Below are 17,387 nucleotides of genomic sequence, written 5' to 3'. Positions count from 1 at the left end.
ACGCGGAACGCCGCCGGCCGGCGTCAGCCACGCGCCCGCGCCCAGGCCAGGAAGCGGTGGTGCAGATCCGGCACATGGTCCGGATTCAGCCGGGCGAGGTGTTCCCCCGCCTCGGCCATCAGCGCGCCCAGGTGGAGCAGCAGCGCCGTGCGGTCGTCCCGGTACTCGACGAGCAGCGCCAGCCGCGCCGGCTGGCAGGGCCACTCGGCGGCGCAGTTGCGGCACCGCCACAGCGGGCGCATGGCGACGTGTGGCACCGTGCGGCGACCCGTCACCCGCGCCTCGTCGTCCCTCTTCGGCAACGTCGGCCCCCTCGTCGTCGTCTCGTTGGAGGGGGCCGCCCGGTGAAGATCGGGACCGGGCGGCCCCGGCGGGAACCCGCCCGCGCTCGACTGCGACGAGCGAATCCGCATGCGTGACAGTCTGTTGTGCACGCCACTACGGTCGGAAGGCATCGAGCCTGGTCACGAAGCACCCGTGAAGCGGCGACGCCACAGGTGGATGCCGAGGAAGAATCACTCACGAGTTGTGGAGGAACTGTGGAGGAGCCGACCGCGACCCTCATTCGAACCCAGCTCAGACGGATGCGCGCTGCCTCCGGCCTCACCCAAGAGGACTTCGGCAGGCAGGTGCACTACTCCGGCCTGCTCCAGACCGCGAACTATGCCCGCGCGGTGCTGCGTTTCGACACGACCAGGCCGCACGACGAGGTGGAGAGCAAGGTGGCGGCGCGCATGGCGCGGCAGGAGATCCTCACCCGCGAGCGTCCGCCGCTCGTCATCGCCGTCACCGACGAGTCCACGCTCCGCCGCCGGGACGCCGTCATGGCCGAGCAACTCGCGCACCTGGTGCAGATGGCGGAGCTACCCCACGTGCAACTGCACATCATTCCGGCCGACGCCGGCCTGCACGTCGGCCTGTCCGGGCCGCTGGCCCTGGCGCATCTGGCGGAGGGCGGCTGGGCGGGACACATGGAGAACCAGCTCGCCGGCTCGGCCGTCGACGGCGAGGAGGCGACAGCGACGCTCCTGGCACGGTGGGAAGGGGTGCGCAGCGTAGCATTGCCGCACGCCCTGTCGGTCGCTCTGATCAAGGAAGTCGAGAGTCAGCATGGACCTCAGTAACGCGATCTGGAAGAAGTCCACCCGCAGCGGAACGAGCGGCGGCGACTGCGTGGAGGTCGCCGACAATCTGCCAGGCGTGGTGCTGGTGCGTGACTCCAAGGATCACGAGGCCGGCACCCTCCGCGTCTCCCCAGCCTCGTGGCGCGCGTTCGTCGACGTGGCCGATCACCTAGGCCCCGCCACCTGATCCACCGATCCCCTGTTCCCCTGTTCCCCTGGTCCGCGCCATGTCGCCGAGGTGGCGTCCGCCGCCGCACGGGTGGAACACCACGGGTGTCTCAGGCCCGTTTTCACACCCATAACGTTCCATCCACCGCCGTACAGCACGTCGACTGGAACACCACGGGTGCCTCAACCCCGCTCCGGCGAATCGGCGCCCCTGCACCCGGGAGGGCACCCCTGCACCCGCCTGAGGGCCGAGATGGGGCGTGATCATGAAGTTGGCGTCCATTTGGAGATCCACAACCGCCGTCAACTTCATGATCGACGCGGAGGACCGAGGGCGGAGGGCCGAACGCGGAGGGCCGGTCAGGAGGGTGGGGTGGGGGTCTGGTCCTCTACGGTGCGGCGGGGGCCGGTGAACCACTTGCGGGCCGAGGCGTACCACCAGATGGCGACGCCGAGCAGCACGCCGCCGATCGCCAGCGGCGCGTAGTTGACAGCCGTCCAACTGAAGTCGGCGTTGCCGGGCACGCCGGCCGGGACGATCGGCAGCACGAAGTAGACCGCGATGACCGCGATCTCCACCACCGCGATCCAGCCGAGCAGCCGGTAGCGGCGGCCGAGCGTCCATGGGCCCGGGACGAACCGGTCGCCCATCCGCAGCCGCAGGAAGATCGGGATGATGAAGGAGAGGTAGAGCCCGATCACCGCCACCGACACCACCGCGTAGAACGCGACCGGGATGCCGCCGCGTTGGTAGAGCGCGGGCAGCGTGAGCACCAGCCCGGCCAGGGTGGCGCCGATGATGGCGTTGACGGGCGTGCCGTTGCGGTTGACCGTGGACCAGAGCCGCCAGCCGGGCACCGCCCGGTCGCGGCTGAACGCGTACGCCATCCGCGACATCGAGGTCACGCAGCTCATCCCGCAGAAGAACTGCCCGATGGTGGAGATGATGATGACCGTCTTGAAGAAGAACGGGGTCAGCGCCGTCTCGAAGATCGCCCCGGAGAAGCCTCCGGCATCGTTGATCGCGTCCACGTCGGTGGCGGCGAACAGGAACGCGAGCAGCAGGATCCAGCCGCCGACGGCGGAGTAGAAGATCGACCGCCACAGCCCCTGCGCGGCGGCCTTGGACGCGCCCCGGGTCTCCTCGGAGACGTGCGCGCAGGCGTCGAAGCCGGTGATCGTGTACTGCGTCAGCAGGAACCCGAGCGGCAGCACGTAGAACCAGAACGTCAGCCCGCCGGTGTCACCGTCGCCGAAGCCGGAGTTGTTGAACCGCTCGGTGAACACGAAGCGGAAGCTCTGGTGGTCGTCCGGAACCAGGACCAGGATCAGCACCACCACGGCCGCGCCTGCCACGTGCCACCAGACCGAGACGTTCTGGAGTACGTCGATGACGTGGTGCCCGTAGATGTTGATCAGGCCGTGCAGGGCGAGGATCACCACGAACAGCCCGAACGTCTGGTGCCCGGTGCCGGCCCAGCCGTCGAAGAGCGCCGACAGCGTCAGGTTGAGGAACGTGGCGCAGCCGTAGTCGACGGACGCGGTCACCGCGACCAACCCGATCAGGTTGAGCCACCCGGTGAACCAGCCGTGCACCGGCCGGCCCATGGTCGCCGCCCACCAGTAGATCCCGCCGGCGGTCGGGTAGGCGGACACCAGCTCGGCCAGGCAGAACCCGATGATCAGGATGAACATCGAGATCAGCGGCCAGCCCCAGGACACGGCGACCGGGCCGCCGTTGTTCCACGCCTGGCCGAACGTGGTGAAGCAGCCGGCCAGGATCGAGATGATGGAGAAGGAGATGGCGAAGTTGGAGAAGCCGCTCCACTTGCGGCGCAGCTCCTGCTTGTAGCCGAGTTCGGCGAGTCGTCGGGCGTCGTCGTCCATCGGCTGCTCGGCGGTCGGCGCGGGCGTCGTGGCCACTGCACACCTCCTCGAGGCGAGTCCCCGTACGAGTGCTCGCAGTTTGCTCCCAGCCGATCAAGGCGGTCAATACCGCACGGGTTAAATGCGTTGTCGGGCCGGACAGGCCGGGGCATCCTTGGAGGCGTGACCAGGCCCGACCCGACGGGCCGGAGCCGGGCGCTCGGCAACGCCCGGTCCGCGGCGACGCGCGGCGTCCACCTCTCTCTCACTGATGTACGGCGTTCCGCCGTACCCCCGGACGCCCGCGTCGCCGCACTCTCACGCCGGTCCGGCGGCGATCCAGGCGGTCAGGAAGTCGACCGCCGGCACCGCGAAGAGCAGGCAGACCACGGCCAGCCGGGCGATGGACGGCCGGCGGACGGCGACGGCGTACCCGGCGACAAGCACCGGCGCCCAGAGATCCTGCACGGCCCACGACTCCCGCCGGACCAGCACGTCCAGGTGACAGCAGACCAGCCACACCCCGGTCGCCGCCGCCCAGAGCGCCAGGCCGGCCCGCCGGCACCCGCGCGTCCCCCAGCGCACCGCCGCCGTGGTGTCCCCGGCCGCGGTGTCCGCGTCCACGTCAAGCACTGTCGTCGGCAGGTAGAGCGCGGCCACCAGGAGCAGGCCCAGCAGCGCCACCAGGACCGGGTACCCGGTGACGGGCCGGTGCAGGGACCAGCCGGCCAGCGGCGCGAGCACGCCGACGGCGAGCGCGTTGGCGGCGACGTCCAGACCGGGCCGGGTCTTGAGGCGTACCGGTGGGGCGCTGTAGGCCCACCCGAGCGCCAGCACCGCGGCCGTGCCGAGCGCGAACGCCGGCCCGATCGCGGCCAGCGCCAGCGCGAGCGCCGCGACGCCTGTCCCGACGTGCAGGCGGACCAGGTCGGTTGCGGTGAGCAGGCCGGTGACGAGCGGCGCGCCGGCCTTGCGCGGGTTACGCCTGTCGCTCGGCAGGTCGTGCAGGTCGTTGACGGCGAGCACGGCGGCCCACGTCAGCGGACCGAGCACGACAAGCGCGGCGAGCGACCGCGGCAGCGCCGCGGCCGGCGGCAGCCAGGTGTGCGTCGCGAGCACCGACCCGGCGTACGCGGCGGCCCAGCCCAGCGGCCAGAACCACGGTCGGGTCAGGCGCAGTGACGCCCACGCCCGGGCCGCCCCCCGACGGGCGACGGCGGGTGGCAGCGTGGTCGGGTGCGGGAGGAGGACCATGGGACCGACGCTAGGGACCAGCCCAGCCGGCCACCTCCCGCCTGCGGGCCAATGGCCTCCCCCACGGCGGGGAACCAGGCGCGCGCCTCGCGTCTCAGGCGAACAGCAGCCCCGCCACCCAGAGCGCGGCCACGACCACGCCGGCCATGAACTCGACGAGCATGGACAGCCCGGCCGCCTTGAGCGCCTGCACGGTCGCCGGCCAGGCCAGCCGGTTGCTGCCCAGTCGCAGCAGCTCCGCGCCCCAGATCCCGGCGACGAAGCCGATCGGCAGCCCGATCACCGGGATCACGAAGAACCCGATCACGCCGAGCAGCGCGCCGGCCAGCAGCGACCGGGTGGGCACGCCGGTCCGTTTCAGGTTCCGGCCCGGCCAGAGGTACTTGACCACGGTGCCACCGGCCGCGACCACGGTGGCGGCGGCGAGCACCGCCCAGCGGCCCGGGCCGGCGTCGCCGAACAACGCCCAGACCAGCACTCCGCCCCAGCACAGTGGCAGCGCGGGCAGGCCGGGCACCACCACCCCGGCCAGCCCGGCCAGGATCGCCAGCGCGGCGACCACCGACACCACCGCCTGCGAATCGCTCAGACTCACGCGTTATCTCTCTCCTCTGCGGGTGCTGCGCAAACCAGGTGTTAAGCGGGGGCCCTTCCTATACCGGAGGCGTTAAGCGGGGGCCCCTCCTTAACCCGCAAGGCGGGTGCGGATGTCGTCGGCGGGCATCGGGGGGCCGAACAGGCGGCCCTGGCCGGTGTCGCAGCGCAGCGCCCGCAGCCGCTCGGCCTGCACCTCGGTCTCCACCGCCTCGGCCGTCACCGACAGTTCCAGCGCGTGCGCCAGCCGGACCAGCGCGTCGACGATCCGCTCGTCGCGGTGGTCGGCGACCGCGTCCGCGCCGTCGTCCCGGATCCCCTCGACGAACGGGCCGGCCAGCTTCACGCAGTGGATCGGCAGCCGGCGCAGGTACGCCAGATTCGAGTAGCCGGTGCCGAAGTCGTCGATGGCCAGCCGCAGCCCGAGGTCGGCGAGCTGGTGCAGAGCGCGCAGCGGCTCACCCGCGCTGCCCATCACCGCGCTCTCGGTCAGCTCCAACTGGAGCAGCTCGGCCGGGAGGCCGGTGTGCTGCAACGCCTCGGCCACCGTTTCCACGATGGCCGGGTCGTCGGCCTGCCGGGCGGCCAGGTTGACGCTCACCACGGGCGTGGTGTCCGGATAGGACCGCCGCCACGACTCGGTGTCCCGGCACGCCTGGCGCAGCACCCAGGCACCCAGCCGGACGATCAATCCGGTCTCCTCGGCCAGCCCGATGAAGCGGTCCGGCCCGAGCAGCCCCAACTCCGGGTGCTGCCAGCGGACCAGCGCCTCGACCGCCACCATGGTGCCGTCCAGCAGCGAGACGATCGGCTGGTAGTGCAGCACGAACTCGCCCCGGTCAAGCGCGGCCGGCAGGTTGGCGGCCAACGCGGACCGGGCGATGTCGGCGGCGCTGCGCTCCGGGTCGTACACCGCCCACCGGCCCCGCCCCTCCGCCTTGGCCCAGTAGAGCGTGGTGTCGGCGGCCTTCATCAGCTCGCCGGCGCTCGTCTCCGCCGCCGGACAGTCCACGATGCCGATGCTTGCCGAGACGGCGAGCTGCTGGTCGGCCACCTGCACCGGGGCGGAGACCGCGGCGAGCGCCAGCTCGGCCACCTCCACCGCGTCGTCGAGACCGCCGCCGGAGTCGACCAGGATGACGAACTCGTCGCCGCCCATCCGCGCGACCAGGTGACCGCGCCCGGAGACGCAGTCACGCAACCGCCTGGCGATCACCTGGAGCAGCCGGTCGCCCAGGTCGTGGCCGAGACTGTCGTTGACGGCCTTGAACCCGTCCAGGTCGATGAAGCAGAGCCCGACGCGCTGTTCCGGCCCGGCCGCGTCGAAGACCTCGCCGAGCTTCTCGAAGAACAGCGTCCGGTTGGGCAGGCCGGTAAGCGGGTCGTGCAGCGCCTGGAAGCGCAGTCGCTGCTGCAGCTCGTACCGCTGGGTGATGTCCTCGATCATGGCGACGGTGAACCGGGGGCGACCGTCGTCGTACCGGATCAGCGTGACGGCCAGGTCGGTCCAGACCACGCTGCCGTCCTTGCGGTAGTAGCGCTTCTCCACCCGGGCGCTGTCCCGCTTGCCCTCGATCAGCTCCTGGTAGAGCTCCCACATGCCGGCCGCGTCGTCCTCGTAGGCGAGCGCGGACACGTTCATCCGCCGCATCTCCCCGACGGTGTAGCCGAGCATGTCCGCGAAGGACTGGTTGACCTCGATGATCTGCCCGTCCACGCCGGCGATGCCGATGCCGATGGCGGCGCCGGTGAAGACCGCCCGGAAGCGCGCCTCGCTGTCCCGCAGCGCCTGCTCGACGGTGTCCCGGGCCTGCCAGGCCGAACGGGCGATCCGCTCCTGCTGGCTGAACACCCGGTCGCGGAGCGCCCGGGCGAACCCGGCGGCGAACGCGCCCTGCAACAGGGCGATCCGCTCCCGCAGCTCGGGCACCTCCTCCCGGGCCGGCAGCACCCAGGGCAGCAACCGGTCACCGAGCGCCTGCACCGACCAGTCGAGCACGCCGGGCTCGGTGAGGTGCGCCTCCACCAGGGCACGCCCCACCTCCTGGGCGGGTCGGGCGGAGAAGGTGGGTGCGAGCAGCGCGCGGGCCAACCGCTCGGTGAGCGGCACCAGCAGACGCTCGGTCTCGGCCGCGCTCATCGGCACGAAACCGATCCGCCGCACCGCCCGGGCCCACTCGGCGGCGTACGCGGCGGCGCCGGGCCGGCTGAAGTCACCCCCGTCAGGCTCCGGGGCGCGCACGTCGGCTCACCCGGCGGGGCGGTCGTGCCGGGCGACGCCGCCGAACGCGCCGAATCGCTCCGGGCGCTCGTCCACGTCGGACGGCGAGTCGGGCCGCCACAGCGGCATGTGCACCACCCCCGGTTCGAGGATCGTCCAGTCGCCGAAGAAACCGGTGATCTCGTCGCGCGAACGCAGGGTGATCTCGGTGGCGGTACGCGCCGACAACCGCTGCGCGTCGAGCATCTCCTGCGGCTGGTCCTCGAACGTGGAGTGGGAGATGACCAGGTAGCTGCCCTCGGCGGCGACGGACCGCAGGGTGGCCAGGACGTCGGCCGGCCGGTCGGTGTCCGGAACGAAGTGCACCACCCCGGCGAGCAGGATGCCCACCGGCCGGTCGAAGTCGATCAGGCCGCTGGCCCGGGCCTGGTCCAGGATCAGCTTCGGCTCGCGCAGGTCGGCCAGGATCGCGGTGGCCCGGTCGTTGCCGGCCAGCAGCTCACGGCTGTGCGCCACCGCCACCGGGTCGATGTCGACGTAGACGATCCGGGCCTGCGGGTTCGCCGCCTGGGCGACCTCGTGCACGTTGCCGACGGTGGGGATGCCCGAGCCGATGTCGAGGAACTGGTCGATGCCGGCGTCGAGCAGCACCCGGACGGCCCGGCGCAGGAACTCCCGCCCCGAGCGCATGGTGGCCGCCAGGTTCGGGGTCATCGACGCGATCTGCTCGGCCAACTGCCTGTCGATCTCGAAGTTGTGCGCCCCGCCGAGGAAGTAGTCGTAGACCCGGGCGGCGCTCGGCCGGGTCAGATCGATCTCGGCGGGAAGTCCGTCCGGCGTCTGCATCGCTCGGTCCCCCAGGTCGTCGCCGCCGTGAGGCGGATCATGTGGTCCAGCCCACTCTATGCGCGCCGGACCACGTACGGGAGATCCACTCGCGGCGATGTCACAGCCCGACTCAGGCGGCCGACTCCAGCAGCAGCGAGATGCCCTGTCCCACGCCGACACACATGGTGGCGAGCGCCCGCCGCCCGCCCCGGCGGCGCAACTCGAGCGCCGCGGTAAGCGCCAGCCGGGCGCCGCTGGCGCCGAGCGGGTGGCCCAGCGCGATCGCCCCGCCGTTCGGGTTGACGTGCTCGGCGTCCTCCGGCAGGCCCAACTCCCGCAGCACCGCCACGGACTGCGCGGCGAACGCCTCGTTCAGCTCGACCACGTCGACGTCGGCGAGCGTGAGGTCGTGGCGGTCGAGCAGCTTCCGGGTCGCCGGCACCGGCCCGATCCCCATGATCCGTGGCGGCACGCCCGCCGCCGCCGCGCCGCGTACCCGGGCCAGCGGGGTGAGGCCGTAGCGGTCGACGGCGGCCCCGGAGGCGACAAGCAGCGCGACCGCGCCGTCGTTGACGCCGGAGGAGTTGCCGGCGGTCACCGTGCCGCCGTCGCGGAACGGGGTGGGCAGCGCGGCCAGCTTCGCGAGCGACGTCTCCCGGGGGTGCTCGTCGACCTCGACAAGCTTCGTCTCCCGCTTGCCGGCCGGCACGGTGACACCGACGATCTCCTCGGCCAGCCGGCCGTCGGCCTGCGCCTTCGCCGTCCGCTGCTGCGAGCGGTACGCGTACCCGTCCTGCGCCGCCCGGTCCACGCCGAACTCGGCGGCCACGTTCTCCGCCGTCTCCGGCATCGAGTCGATGCCCCAACCGCGCTTCATCAGCGGGTTCACCAACCGCCAGCCGATTGTGGTGTCGTAGACCTCGGCGGTGCGGGCGAACGGCGTGGTCGCCTTCGGCATGACGAACGGCGCGCGGCTCATGCTCTCCACGCCGCCGGCCACGATCAGGTCGGCGTCGCCGGCCACGATCGCGCGGGCGGCGGAGGCGAGCGCGTCCAGGCCGGACCCGCAGAGCCGGTTGACGGTGCTGCCCGGCACCTCCTCCGGCAGCCCGCCCAGCAGGGCCGCCATCCGGGCCACGTTGCGGTTGTCCTCGCCGGCCTGGTTGGCGCAGCCCAGGATCACGTCGTCGGTGCGGGCCCAGTCGACCGAGGGGTGTCGCGTCACCAGCTCGCGGACGACGTGCGCGGCGAGGTCGTCGGGGCGGACCCCGGCGAGGGCGCCGGCGTACCTGCCGATCGGGGTGCGGACTCCGGCAACGAGGTAGGCCACGGTCATCGCGCGCACGTCCTTCGGGGGTGGGAAGGGGTCGGTCGGGGGTCGCCCGGCGGGTCACGCCGGACGCCACGGCGCCAGGATATCCGCGCCCGGAGCGGATAGGTTGGCGGCATGGCCGGGGCCCAGTTCAGCGCAGAGACAAGCGGCGGCGGTTCGTTCGTCCGCCAACCGAACCGCTTCACCGGGCGGGTCACCCCGCACTCCACCTCGCCGGAGGGTGGCGGGCCGGACGAGCAGGGCCGCTGGCCGTTGGAGGCGGGCCGGTACCGGCTGGTCTGGTGCCGGGCCTGCCCGTGGGCGCACCGGGCCCGGATCGTGCGCGGCCTGCTCGGCCTCGACGAGGTGATCTCGCTGGGCACCGTGGACCCGATCCGGGACGAGCGGGGCTGGCGGTTCGCCCTCGACCCGGACGGCTTCGACCCGGTGCTGGGCGTCGGCTTCCTCTCCGAGGCATACCTGGCCACCGACCCGGACTACACCGGCCGGGTGACCGTGCCGGCGCTCGTCGACACGCTTACCGGGCGGGTCGTCACCAACGACTATCCGCAGCTCACCCTCGACCTCTCCACCGAGTGGCGGCGGTTCCACGCCCCGGACGCGCCGGACCTCTACCCGGTGGAGCTGCGCCCGGAGATGGACGCGCTGATGGCGGAGATCCACACCGACGTCAACAACGGCGTCTACCGGTGCGGCTTCGCCACCTCCCAGGAGGCGTACGACGAGGCGTACACCGCGCTCTTCGCCCGGTTGGACGCGCTGTCGGCGCGGCTGGCCGGGCGGCGCTACCTGATGGGGGACACGATCACCGAGGCGGACGTGCGCCTGTTCACCACGCTTGTCCGCTTCGACGTGGCCTACCACGGGCACTTCAAGTGCAACAGGCAGAAGCTGACCGAGATGCCGGTGCTCTGGGCGTACGCCCGGGACCTGTTCCAGACCCCGGGCTTCGGCGAGACGGTGGACTTCGACCACATCAAGCGGCACTACTACGCCACCCACGACATGATCAACCCGACCCGGATCGTGCCGCTCGGCCCGGACCTGGCCGGGTGGACCACACCGCACGGGCGTGGCTGACCGCACACCCCGCCGGATCGCCGCCGCCTCCGCGGCCGGCTGCGTCGTGTTCGGCGCGGTCGCGGTGACGGTCGCCGTCCTCGCCGGCCCGGGTCCGGGCCCGACCGGGTACGTCAGCGAGGCCGGGGTCACCGACAGCGGGTACGCCGGGGCGTACCGGGCGGGGATCTTCGCGCTGGCGGCGGCGCTGCTGCTGCTCGCCGGGGCGCTGCCCACGGTGGCGCGGACGGCGTCCGCGCTGCTCGGCGCCGGCGCGGTCGCCACGGTGCTCTCCGGCACGGTGACGTGCAGCGCCGGCTGCCCGCTGCCGCCGTTCGAGGCCGCCACGGTCGCCGACCTGGTGCACGGCGGGGCGAGCATCGCGGCCACCGCCGCAGTTGTCTTCGCGATGCTGGCGCTTGTGGGCTCCCCCGCGGTGGGTGTGGCGCTGCGGCGGGTCGCGGCGGTCGGCGCGGCGCTGGCGCTGCCGCTGTCCGGCGCGGTCGGGCTGGCCATGCTGTTGGTGGGCCGGGGCACGCTGGTGGGGATGCTGGAGCGTTCGCTGCTCACGGTGACCGCCGCGTGGGGGCTGGCCACCGCCGCGGTGCTGGTAAGGAGGGGGCCCCGCTTAACGCCTGGGCAATAGGCGGGGGCCCCGCTTAACCGACGGGTGTTAAAAGGGGCCCCCGCCTTACCAGCAGGGGTGTAAGGGGCGTCACGGGGAGCGGTCCTTCCGGGCGGGCGGCGACGAGAGTAGCGTGGGCCGGCGATGACCAATGTCTGGTGCCTCACCGAGCGCCTGTACGTCGACCTCCGACGGCAGGCCAGCGGCGTCTGTTCGGCGTAGCTCCGCCCCGACGCCCCCGTTCCCTCTCCAGACCCTGGACCCGCCCTCATGGCTTCCGCCCTGCGCAAATTTCCCTTCTCCGTGCAGATCCTGCTCGGCCTCGTACTCGGCGTGGCGCTCGGTTTCCTCGCCCGCGCCAACGACCTCGCCTGGCTGACAAGCACCCTCGACACCGTCGGCGGCCTCTTCGTCCAGCTCCTCAAACTGGCCGTGCCGCCGCTTGTCTTCACCGCCATCGTGGTAAGCGTGGTGAGCCTGCGCGGCGTGGCGAACGCCGCCCGGCTGGCGCTCAAGACGCTGCTCTGGTTCGGCATCACCGCGCTGATCGCGGTGACCATCGGCATCGGCATCGGCCTGCTCACCGACCCGGGCCGCGGCGTCAACCTGGACCCGGCCGGCGCCAACGCGCCGAAGACCACCGGCTCCTGGATCGACTTCCTCACCGGCATCGTGCCCACCAACCCGATCGGCGCGTTCGTCGAGGGCAACGTGCTGCAGATCGTCTTCCTCGCCCTCGTGGTGGGCGCCGCCGCGCTGCTCGTCGGCGAGCCCGCCGAGCCGTTCGTGCAGCTCAACCGCGCGGTGCTGTCGATCGTGCAGAAGGCGCTCTGGTGGGTGATCCGGCTCGCCCCGATCGGCACCCTGGGCCTGATCGGCAACGCCGTCGCCTCGTACGGCTGGGACCTGCTGGCCCCGCTCGCCAAGTTCACCACCGCCGTCTACGTCGGCTGCGCCCTGGTGATGTTCGTGGTCTACCCGGTGCTGTTGCTCGCGGCCGGCCGGCTCAACCCGCTGCGCTTCTTCGCCGGTGCCTGGCCCGCCATCGAGCTGGCCTTCGTATCCCGCTCCTCGGTCGGCACCATGCCGGTGACCCAGCGTTCGGTCGAGCGCCTCGGCGTCCCCCGCGAGTACGCCTCCTTCGCGGTGCCGTTCGGCGCCACCACGAAGATGGACGGCTGCGCCGCGATCTATCCGGCGCTCGCCGCGATCTTCGTGGCGCAGGTGTTCGGCGTGCACCTGGGCGTGACCGACTACCTGCTCATCGCGTTCGTCTCCGTGGTCGGCTCGGCCGCCACCGCCGGCCTGACCGGCGCGATCGTGATGCTCACGCTGACCCTGAGCACGCTGGGCCTGCCGCTTGCCGGCGCCGGCCTGCTGTTGGCGATCGACCCGATCCTGGACATGATGCGTACCGCCACGAACGTGACCGGGCAGGCCGTGGTGCCGACCATCGTGGCCGCCCGGGAGGGCACGCTCGACCGGGCCGCGTACGACTCGGCCGGCAAGCGCGACCTGATCGAGCCGGCCGAGCACGAGCGGCTCGCCCCCGTACCCGCCTGACAGTGAGGATCCGATGAGCGCCCTGTTCACCCCGCTCGCCCTGCGCGGCGTCACCCTGCCCAACCGGATCGCGCTGGCGCCGATGTGCCAGTACAGCGCCGGGCCCGACGGGCTGCCCACCGACTGGCACCGCGTCCACCTCGGCTCCCGCGCCGTCGGCGGGGCCGGGCTGGTGCTCAGCGAGGCGACCGCGGTGGTGCCCGAGGGGCGGATCACCCCGCAGGACGTCGGGCTCTGGTCCGGCGCGCACGTCGACGCGTGGCGGCCGGTCACCGCGTTCGTCGCCGGTCAGGGCGCGGTCCCGGCCGTCCAGCTCGCGCACGCCGGGTTCAAGGCATCGACGTACCGGCCGTGGGCGGAGCGGCGCGGTGGCGTGCCGGACACCGACGGCGGATGGACGCCGGTCGGACCGGGCGGCGACCCGTTCGGGCCCGATCACCGTGCTCCGGCCGCGCTCGACGAGCCCGGGATCGCCGCGGTGGTCGACGCGTTCGCCGCCGCCGCCGCGCGGGCGCTCGACGCCGGCTTCGCCGCAGTGGAGATCCACGCGGCGCACGGCTACCTGCTGCACGAGTTCCTGTCCCCGCTCACCAACCGGCGCACGGACGGCTACGGCGGGGACCGGGCCGGCCGGATGCGGCTCACCCTGGAGGTGGCCCGGGCGGTCCGCGCCACGGTCGGCGAGGCCGTGCCGGTGCTGACCCGCATCTCGGCCACCGACTGGACCGACGGCGGCTGGACGGTGGAGGACAGCGTGGTCCTCGCCGGGGAGCTGGCGGCTGCCGGCGTGGACCTGGTCGACGCCTCCTCGGGCGGCGCGGCGGCCCGGGCGTCCATCCCGGTCGGACCCGGCTACCAGGTGCCGCTTGCCGCCCGGATCCGCCGCGACGCGGGCGTGCCGACCGGCGCGGTGGGCCTGATCGTGGAGCCCGAGCAGGCCGAGCAGATCGTCGCCGGCGGCGAGGCGGACCTGGTGTTGCTGGGCCGCGAGCTACTCCGCGACCCGTACTGGCCGCGCCGCGCCGCCGCGAAGCTCGGCGCCACCCCCGCCTGGCCCGACCCGTACACCCGGGCCTTCTGACCCGCCCCGCCCGGCGCTTCGGGGATCATGAAGTTGGCGGCCTGCGCCGCCCGATTTGTCGCCGCCAACTTCATGATCACGGGAGCGCCGAGTGGATGTCACCCGGCCAGGTGGTTCCAGCGCGGCTCCAGGTCGGACCAGGTGCCCTGGTCGGCGACCACGCCGTCGACGAGCACCACCACGTGGTCCGCGCGGACCAGCGCGGCCCGCTTCGCGGTCGAGCCGACCACCGTCACCTCGTGCTCGCGCAACGCCTCCCACAACGCCAGCTCCGTGGTCACGTCGAGCGCCGAGGACACGTCGTCGGCGACGAGCAGTTCGGTACGCGGGGCGAGCGCCCGGGCCAGCGCCAGCCGCTGGAGCTGGCCGCCGGAGAGCCGGGTGCCCTTGTGCCCGATGAGCAGCCCGAGCCCGCCCCCGGCGGCGGCCAGGTCGTGGTCGAGCTGGGCGGTCGTGACCGCGCCTGCGGCGTCCACCGGGTGGCCGAGCGCGATGTTCTCCGCCACCGTGCCGGAGAGCACCCGGGGTAGCTGGCCGACGTAGCCGACCTGGTTCGGGCGCAGGAACATCTCCGGCTCGGTGACCGGCTCGCCGTTCCACCGCAGCGCGCCGACGTGGTGCACGATGCCGGCGAGCGCGCGCAGCAGCGACGACTTCCCGGCGCCGACCGGCCCGACCACGAGCACCAACTGCCCGCGCTCGACCACCAGGTCGACGTCACGGACGGCAAGCGTGCCGTCGGAGTGCAGCGCGCCGAAGCCGGCCAGCTCCAGCCGGCTCAGCGGGTGCCGGGGCGGCGGCTCGGGCGCCGGGGCGGTGCCGGCGGCCAGGTCGAGCCCGGGCACCGGCGCCGAGTAGGTGCTCATCCCGGTCATCGACACGGTCCGCCGGGTCCACACCCGCGCCGACGGGTACTGGGAGACGAGCGCCGCGGTGGTCCACGCGAACCAGCGGGCCGCGCCGAGGGTGGAGACCGCGACCAGGGTGGCGCCGGCGGAGAGCCCGCCGGCCAGGTAGAGCGCCCAGGCCCCGATCGGCAGCAGGCCGCTCGCGATCGACGGGGTGGACCGGGCCCACACCTGCATGGCGATCTCCCGGCGCTGCCGCTCGCTGCGCACCACGTCCAGCCCGTGGAGATGGTCGAGCACCGGACGGGTGGCGCCGGCCAGCTTCACCGTGCGGGCGGCGGAGATCGCCGAGACCAGCGCGGTGGCGAACGCGGCGCGCGCCTTCACCGTGCCGGCGGCGGTGCGTTCCAGCCGGGGCCCGAACAGCGTCGCCGCGAGGCCGGAGACCACCATCGTGCCGACGAAGAACAGCGCCGGTACGAAGCTGCCCGTCACGAGCGTCATGGTGAGCACGATGGCGAGCGAGATGAACTGGTCCATCAGGTTGTCGGCGAGTTGCACCACCCGGTCGGTGTCGCCGCCCTGCGCCACCACCTCGGCCGGGGTGTGCCCGCTGACCCGGCGCGCGCCGGTCTGCCCGTGCACCAGGCGGGCGCTGATCCGCAGCATCTGCCGGATCCACCAGTGCGGGAACCACACGTTCGTCAGGTAGGGCAGCGGGAGCACCACGAGCAGCGCGGCGGCGATCCCCAGCGCCGGCAGCCACGGGTCACCCCCGCCGACCAGGTCGGCCCAGAGCCAGGGCAGCACCGCCCCGTCCAGCCCGAGCAGCGTCATCATGATGAACAGGGCGACCGCCGCCAGGCCGTACCGGGGATCGTTGAGGCCCAGCCGGAGGATCTCCCGCATGGTCCGGGCGGGCGGCGTGGGTGGCGGCGGCGGCGGTTCGGCGCGCGGCACCGCGACGCGACGCGACGCGCCGGCCGGCTCGACCGGCTCGACCGGCTCGTCGGCCCAGCCGGGCGCGTCGAGCAGTTCCACGCCGCCGCCCCGGGCGCCGGTGCCGGCGTACGCCCCGGCGTGGCTGGTGGCGAGCAGTTCGGCGAAGTGGGCCGACTCGCGCAGCGGGCCGGCCTCCCGCACCGCGCCGTCGGCCATCACCACCACCTCGTCGCAGCGGCGCACCGAGGAGAGCCGGTGTGCGATGACGATGCCGATCCGGTCGGTGAGCAGCCGCTCGGTGGCGTGCCGTACCCGGTTCTCGGTGACCGGGTCGAGCCGCGCGGTGGCCTCGTCGAGGATCACCACGTGCGGGTCCCGGACCAGGATCCGGGCGAACGCGACAAGTTGTTCCTGCCCGGCGGAGAGCACGTGGCCGCCCTCGCCGAGCCGGGTGTGCACACCGTCGGGCAACTCGGCGATCCACGGGGTGAGGCCCAGCTCGGCCAACGCCCGCTCGGCGGCGTCGAGCAGCTCCGGGTCGAACAGCGCGACGTTCTCGGCGAGCGTGCCGGCGAGGATCTCGGTGCGCTGCGGCACCACGGCGATCCACCGGCGCAGCTCCTCGACGTCCAGGTCGACGAGGTCCGTGTCACCGAGGAAGACGGTGTGCGACGGCACGTCCACCGCCCGGGTGAGCACCTTCGCGAGCGTCGACTTGCCCGAGCCGGTGCGCCCGACGAGCGCGTACGAACGGCCGCGGGCGAAGTGGAGCCGCACGTCGCGCAGCGCCGGGCCGCGTTCGTCGCCGGTGGCCGGGTAGCGGAAGGTGAGCCCACGCACGGTCAGGTCGCCGTCGGTGGGGGCGACCCCGCCGACCGGTTCCTGATGGGCGCCGGCGAGCAGTTGCACCCGGGCCCACGCGCCGAATGCCTGTTGCAGGTGCGGCACCCAGCGGGCGATGTGCTCGACTGTCGCGCCGAACGCGATCGCGAGCAACCAGACGGCGGTCAGCCGGGCGGCGTCCACCCGGCCGGTCGCAAGCGCCCACGCCCCGGCCAGCACCACGGCGGCGACGCCGACCCGGACGCCGCCGCTGGCCAGCGCGGTGACCCGGCCGGAGAGCCGGAACACCCGGTCACCGCGGGAGATCACCGCGGCTGCCCGGCGGGCGTAGAGACGCAGCACGTACGGCCGGGCGAGGCTGGTGCGCACGTCGTCCTGGCCGTGCACCGCCTCCTCCATCACGGCCGCGAGGTCGGACCAGGCTTCCTCCTCGTCCATCCGCGCCGGGGCGATGCGGGCGGTGGGCCGGCGCAGCACGGCCGCGAGCAGTGTGGTGAGCAGCACCATCCCGACGCCCGCCGGCCACCAGACGACGAGCGTGCTTACCGTCGCGAGCACACAGACGGCGATGCCCTGCGCCAGCCGTACGCCGGTGTTCCGCATTTCGGCGGCGACCTGGTAGACGTCGTTGTCGATCCGGTCGAGCAGCTCGCCCACAGGCGTGGTCTCCAGGGCCGGCAGCTCCTGGCCGAGCGCGACCCGACAGAGCCGGCGGCGCACGTCGGCGGACCAGTCGGCGGTCAGCCGCGCCATGATCAGCCCGATCAGCAGGTCGGTGACGACGGCGGCGACGAGCGCCACGGCGAGCACGACGAACCAGCCGGACGAGCGGTGCACGAGCACCGGCCCGGCCAACGCGGACGCGGCGGCCTGGCCACCGGCGCCCAACACGATCAGCAGCAGGACGACCGCCATCCGCCGGGGCGCGGTGGTCCAGAGGTCACGGAGCAGGCGCATGGAACAGTCCTCCGGACTCGGATCGGTGGGGGCGGTGACTCCAGCCTCACCGTCCGGCCGCGCCGGCTCAACCGAATTACC

14 protein-coding genes are annotated in these 17,387 nt (G+C 73.2%); 6 read left to right on the top strand and 8 right to left on the bottom strand.

Annotated elements, in window-relative coordinates:
• Positions 1–23: 23 nt before the first annotated feature.
• Positions 24–242: a flavin reductase gene (locus SM450_RS04265; RefSeq protein ID WP_474618370.1), complete on the bottom strand. Its 219-nt coding sequence runs from the start codon at positions 240–242 to the stop codon at positions 24–26.
• Between the two features lie 342 nt (positions 243–584).
• Between SM450_RS04265 and SM450_RS04260 the strand changes: the two genes are divergently transcribed.
• Positions 585–1,124 carry a DUF5753 domain-containing protein gene (locus SM450_RS04260; protein WP_474618301.1) on the top strand — a complete coding sequence of 180 codons (540 nt, stop codon included), beginning with the start codon at positions 585–587 and terminating at the stop codon, positions 1,122–1,124.
• Positions 1,111–1,311, top strand: a complete 201-nt coding sequence (locus tag SM450_RS04255) for a DUF397 domain-containing protein (protein ID WP_474618300.1) — start codon at positions 1,111–1,113, stop codon at positions 1,309–1,311. The genes SM450_RS04260 and SM450_RS04255 overlap by 14 nt, the downstream gene beginning before the upstream one ends.
• A 341-nt stretch (positions 1,312–1,652) precedes the next feature.
• Here SM450_RS04255 and SM450_RS04250 read toward each other — a convergent pair whose 3' ends face one another.
• From SM450_RS04250 to pcaF, 6 genes are all read right to left on the bottom strand, one after another.
• Positions 1,653–3,215: an amino acid permease gene (locus SM450_RS04250; RefSeq protein ID WP_474618299.1), complete on the bottom strand. Its 1,563-nt coding sequence runs from the start codon at positions 3,213–3,215 to the stop codon at positions 1,653–1,655.
• 261 nt (positions 3,216–3,476) lie between these two features.
• Positions 3,477–4,412 (bottom strand): UbiA family prenyltransferase, encoded by a 936-nt coding sequence (locus SM450_RS04245; RefSeq protein ID WP_474618298.1) that lies wholly within the window; start codon positions 4,410–4,412, stop codon positions 3,477–3,479.
• Positions 4,413–4,506: 94 nt separating this feature from the next.
• On the bottom strand, positions 4,507–5,007 hold the full coding sequence (locus SM450_RS04240) for a DUF456 domain-containing protein (protein ID WP_474618297.1): 501 nt from the start codon (positions 5,005–5,007) through the stop codon (positions 4,507–4,509).
• A gap of 90 nt (positions 5,008–5,097) precedes the next feature.
• Positions 5,098–7,248 (bottom strand): putative bifunctional diguanylate cyclase/phosphodiesterase, encoded by a 2,151-nt coding sequence (locus tag SM450_RS04235; RefSeq protein WP_474618296.1) that lies wholly within the window; start codon positions 7,246–7,248, stop codon positions 5,098–5,100.
• A 6-nt stretch (positions 7,249–7,254) separates the two neighbouring features.
• Complete coding sequence (locus tag SM450_RS04230) at positions 7,255–8,073, bottom strand: SAM-dependent methyltransferase (RefSeq protein WP_474618295.1); 819 nt, start codon at positions 8,071–8,073, stop codon at positions 7,255–7,257.
• A 112-nt stretch (positions 8,074–8,185) separates the two neighbouring features.
• Positions 8,186–9,391 (bottom strand): 3-oxoadipyl-CoA thiolase, encoded by a 1,206-nt coding sequence (gene pcaF / locus SM450_RS04225; RefSeq protein ID WP_474618294.1) that lies wholly within the window; start codon positions 9,389–9,391, stop codon positions 8,186–8,188.
• 111 nt (positions 9,392–9,502) lie between these two features.
• Here pcaF and SM450_RS04220 point away from each other — a divergent pair, with 111 nt between their 5' ends.
• From SM450_RS04220 to SM450_RS04205, 4 genes are all read left to right on the top strand, one after another.
• Positions 9,503–10,468, top strand: coding sequence for a glutathione S-transferase family protein (locus SM450_RS04220; protein WP_474618293.1), 966 nt, complete (start codon positions 9,503–9,505; stop codon positions 10,466–10,468).
• Positions 10,461–11,093 carry a DUF998 domain-containing protein gene (locus SM450_RS04215; protein WP_474618292.1) on the top strand — a complete coding sequence of 211 codons (633 nt, stop codon included), beginning with the start codon at positions 10,461–10,463 and terminating at the stop codon, positions 11,091–11,093. Before SM450_RS04220 ends, SM450_RS04215 begins: the two co-directional genes overlap by 8 nt.
• Before the next feature lie 261 nt (positions 11,094–11,354).
• Entirely contained in the window at positions 11,355–12,635 is a 1,281-nt protein-coding gene (locus SM450_RS04210) for a dicarboxylate/amino acid:cation symporter (RefSeq protein WP_474618369.1), read from the top strand.
• 13 nt (positions 12,636–12,648) lie between these two features.
• Positions 12,649–13,716 carry an NADH:flavin oxidoreductase/NADH oxidase gene (locus tag SM450_RS04205; protein WP_474618291.1) on the top strand — a complete coding sequence of 356 codons (1,068 nt, stop codon included), beginning with the start codon at positions 12,649–12,651 and terminating at the stop codon, positions 13,714–13,716.
• Between the two features lie 98 nt (positions 13,717–13,814).
• Here SM450_RS04205 and SM450_RS04200 read toward each other — a convergent pair whose 3' ends face one another.
• Positions 13,815–17,306: an ATP-binding cassette domain-containing protein gene (locus tag SM450_RS04200; protein WP_474618290.1), complete on the bottom strand. Its 3,492-nt coding sequence runs from the start codon at positions 17,304–17,306 to the stop codon at positions 13,815–13,817.
• Positions 17,307–17,387 lie beyond the last annotated feature (81 nt).

The sequence above is a fragment of the Micromonospora marincola genome (assembly GCF_056150385.1).
This window is presented reverse-complemented; position numbering and strand designations above follow the sequence as displayed.

Coding starts and splice junctions, on each gene's coding strand:
- SM450_RS04265 (WP_474618370.1), bottom strand. CDS start 242: ATGCGCCCGCTGTGGCGGTGCCGCAACTGCGCCGCCGAGTGGCCCTGC.
- SM450_RS04260 (WP_474618301.1), top strand. CDS start 585: ATGCGCGCTGCCTCCGGCCTCACCCAAGAGGACTTCGGCAGGCAGGTG.
- SM450_RS04255 (WP_474618300.1), top strand. CDS start 1,111: ATGGACCTCAGTAACGCGATCTGGAAGAAGTCCACCCGCAGCGGAACG.
- SM450_RS04245 (WP_474618298.1), bottom strand. CDS start 4,412: ATGGTCCTCCTCCCGCACCCGACCACGCTGCCACCCGCCGTCGCCCGT.
- SM450_RS04230 (WP_474618295.1), bottom strand. CDS start 8,073: ATGCAGACGCCGGACGGACTTCCCGCCGAGATCGATCTGACCCGGCCG.
- pcaF (WP_474618294.1), bottom strand. CDS start 9,391: ATGACCGTGGCCTACCTCGTTGCCGGAGTCCGCACCCCGATCGGCAGG.
- SM450_RS04220 (WP_474618293.1), top strand. CDS start 9,503: ATGGCCGGGGCCCAGTTCAGCGCAGAGACAAGCGGCGGCGGTTCGTTC.
- SM450_RS04205 (WP_474618291.1), top strand. CDS start 12,649: ATGAGCGCCCTGTTCACCCCGCTCGCCCTGCGCGGCGTCACCCTGCCC.
- SM450_RS04200 (WP_474618290.1), bottom strand. CDS start 17,306: ATGCGCCTGCTCCGTGACCTCTGGACCACCGCGCCCCGGCGGATGGCG.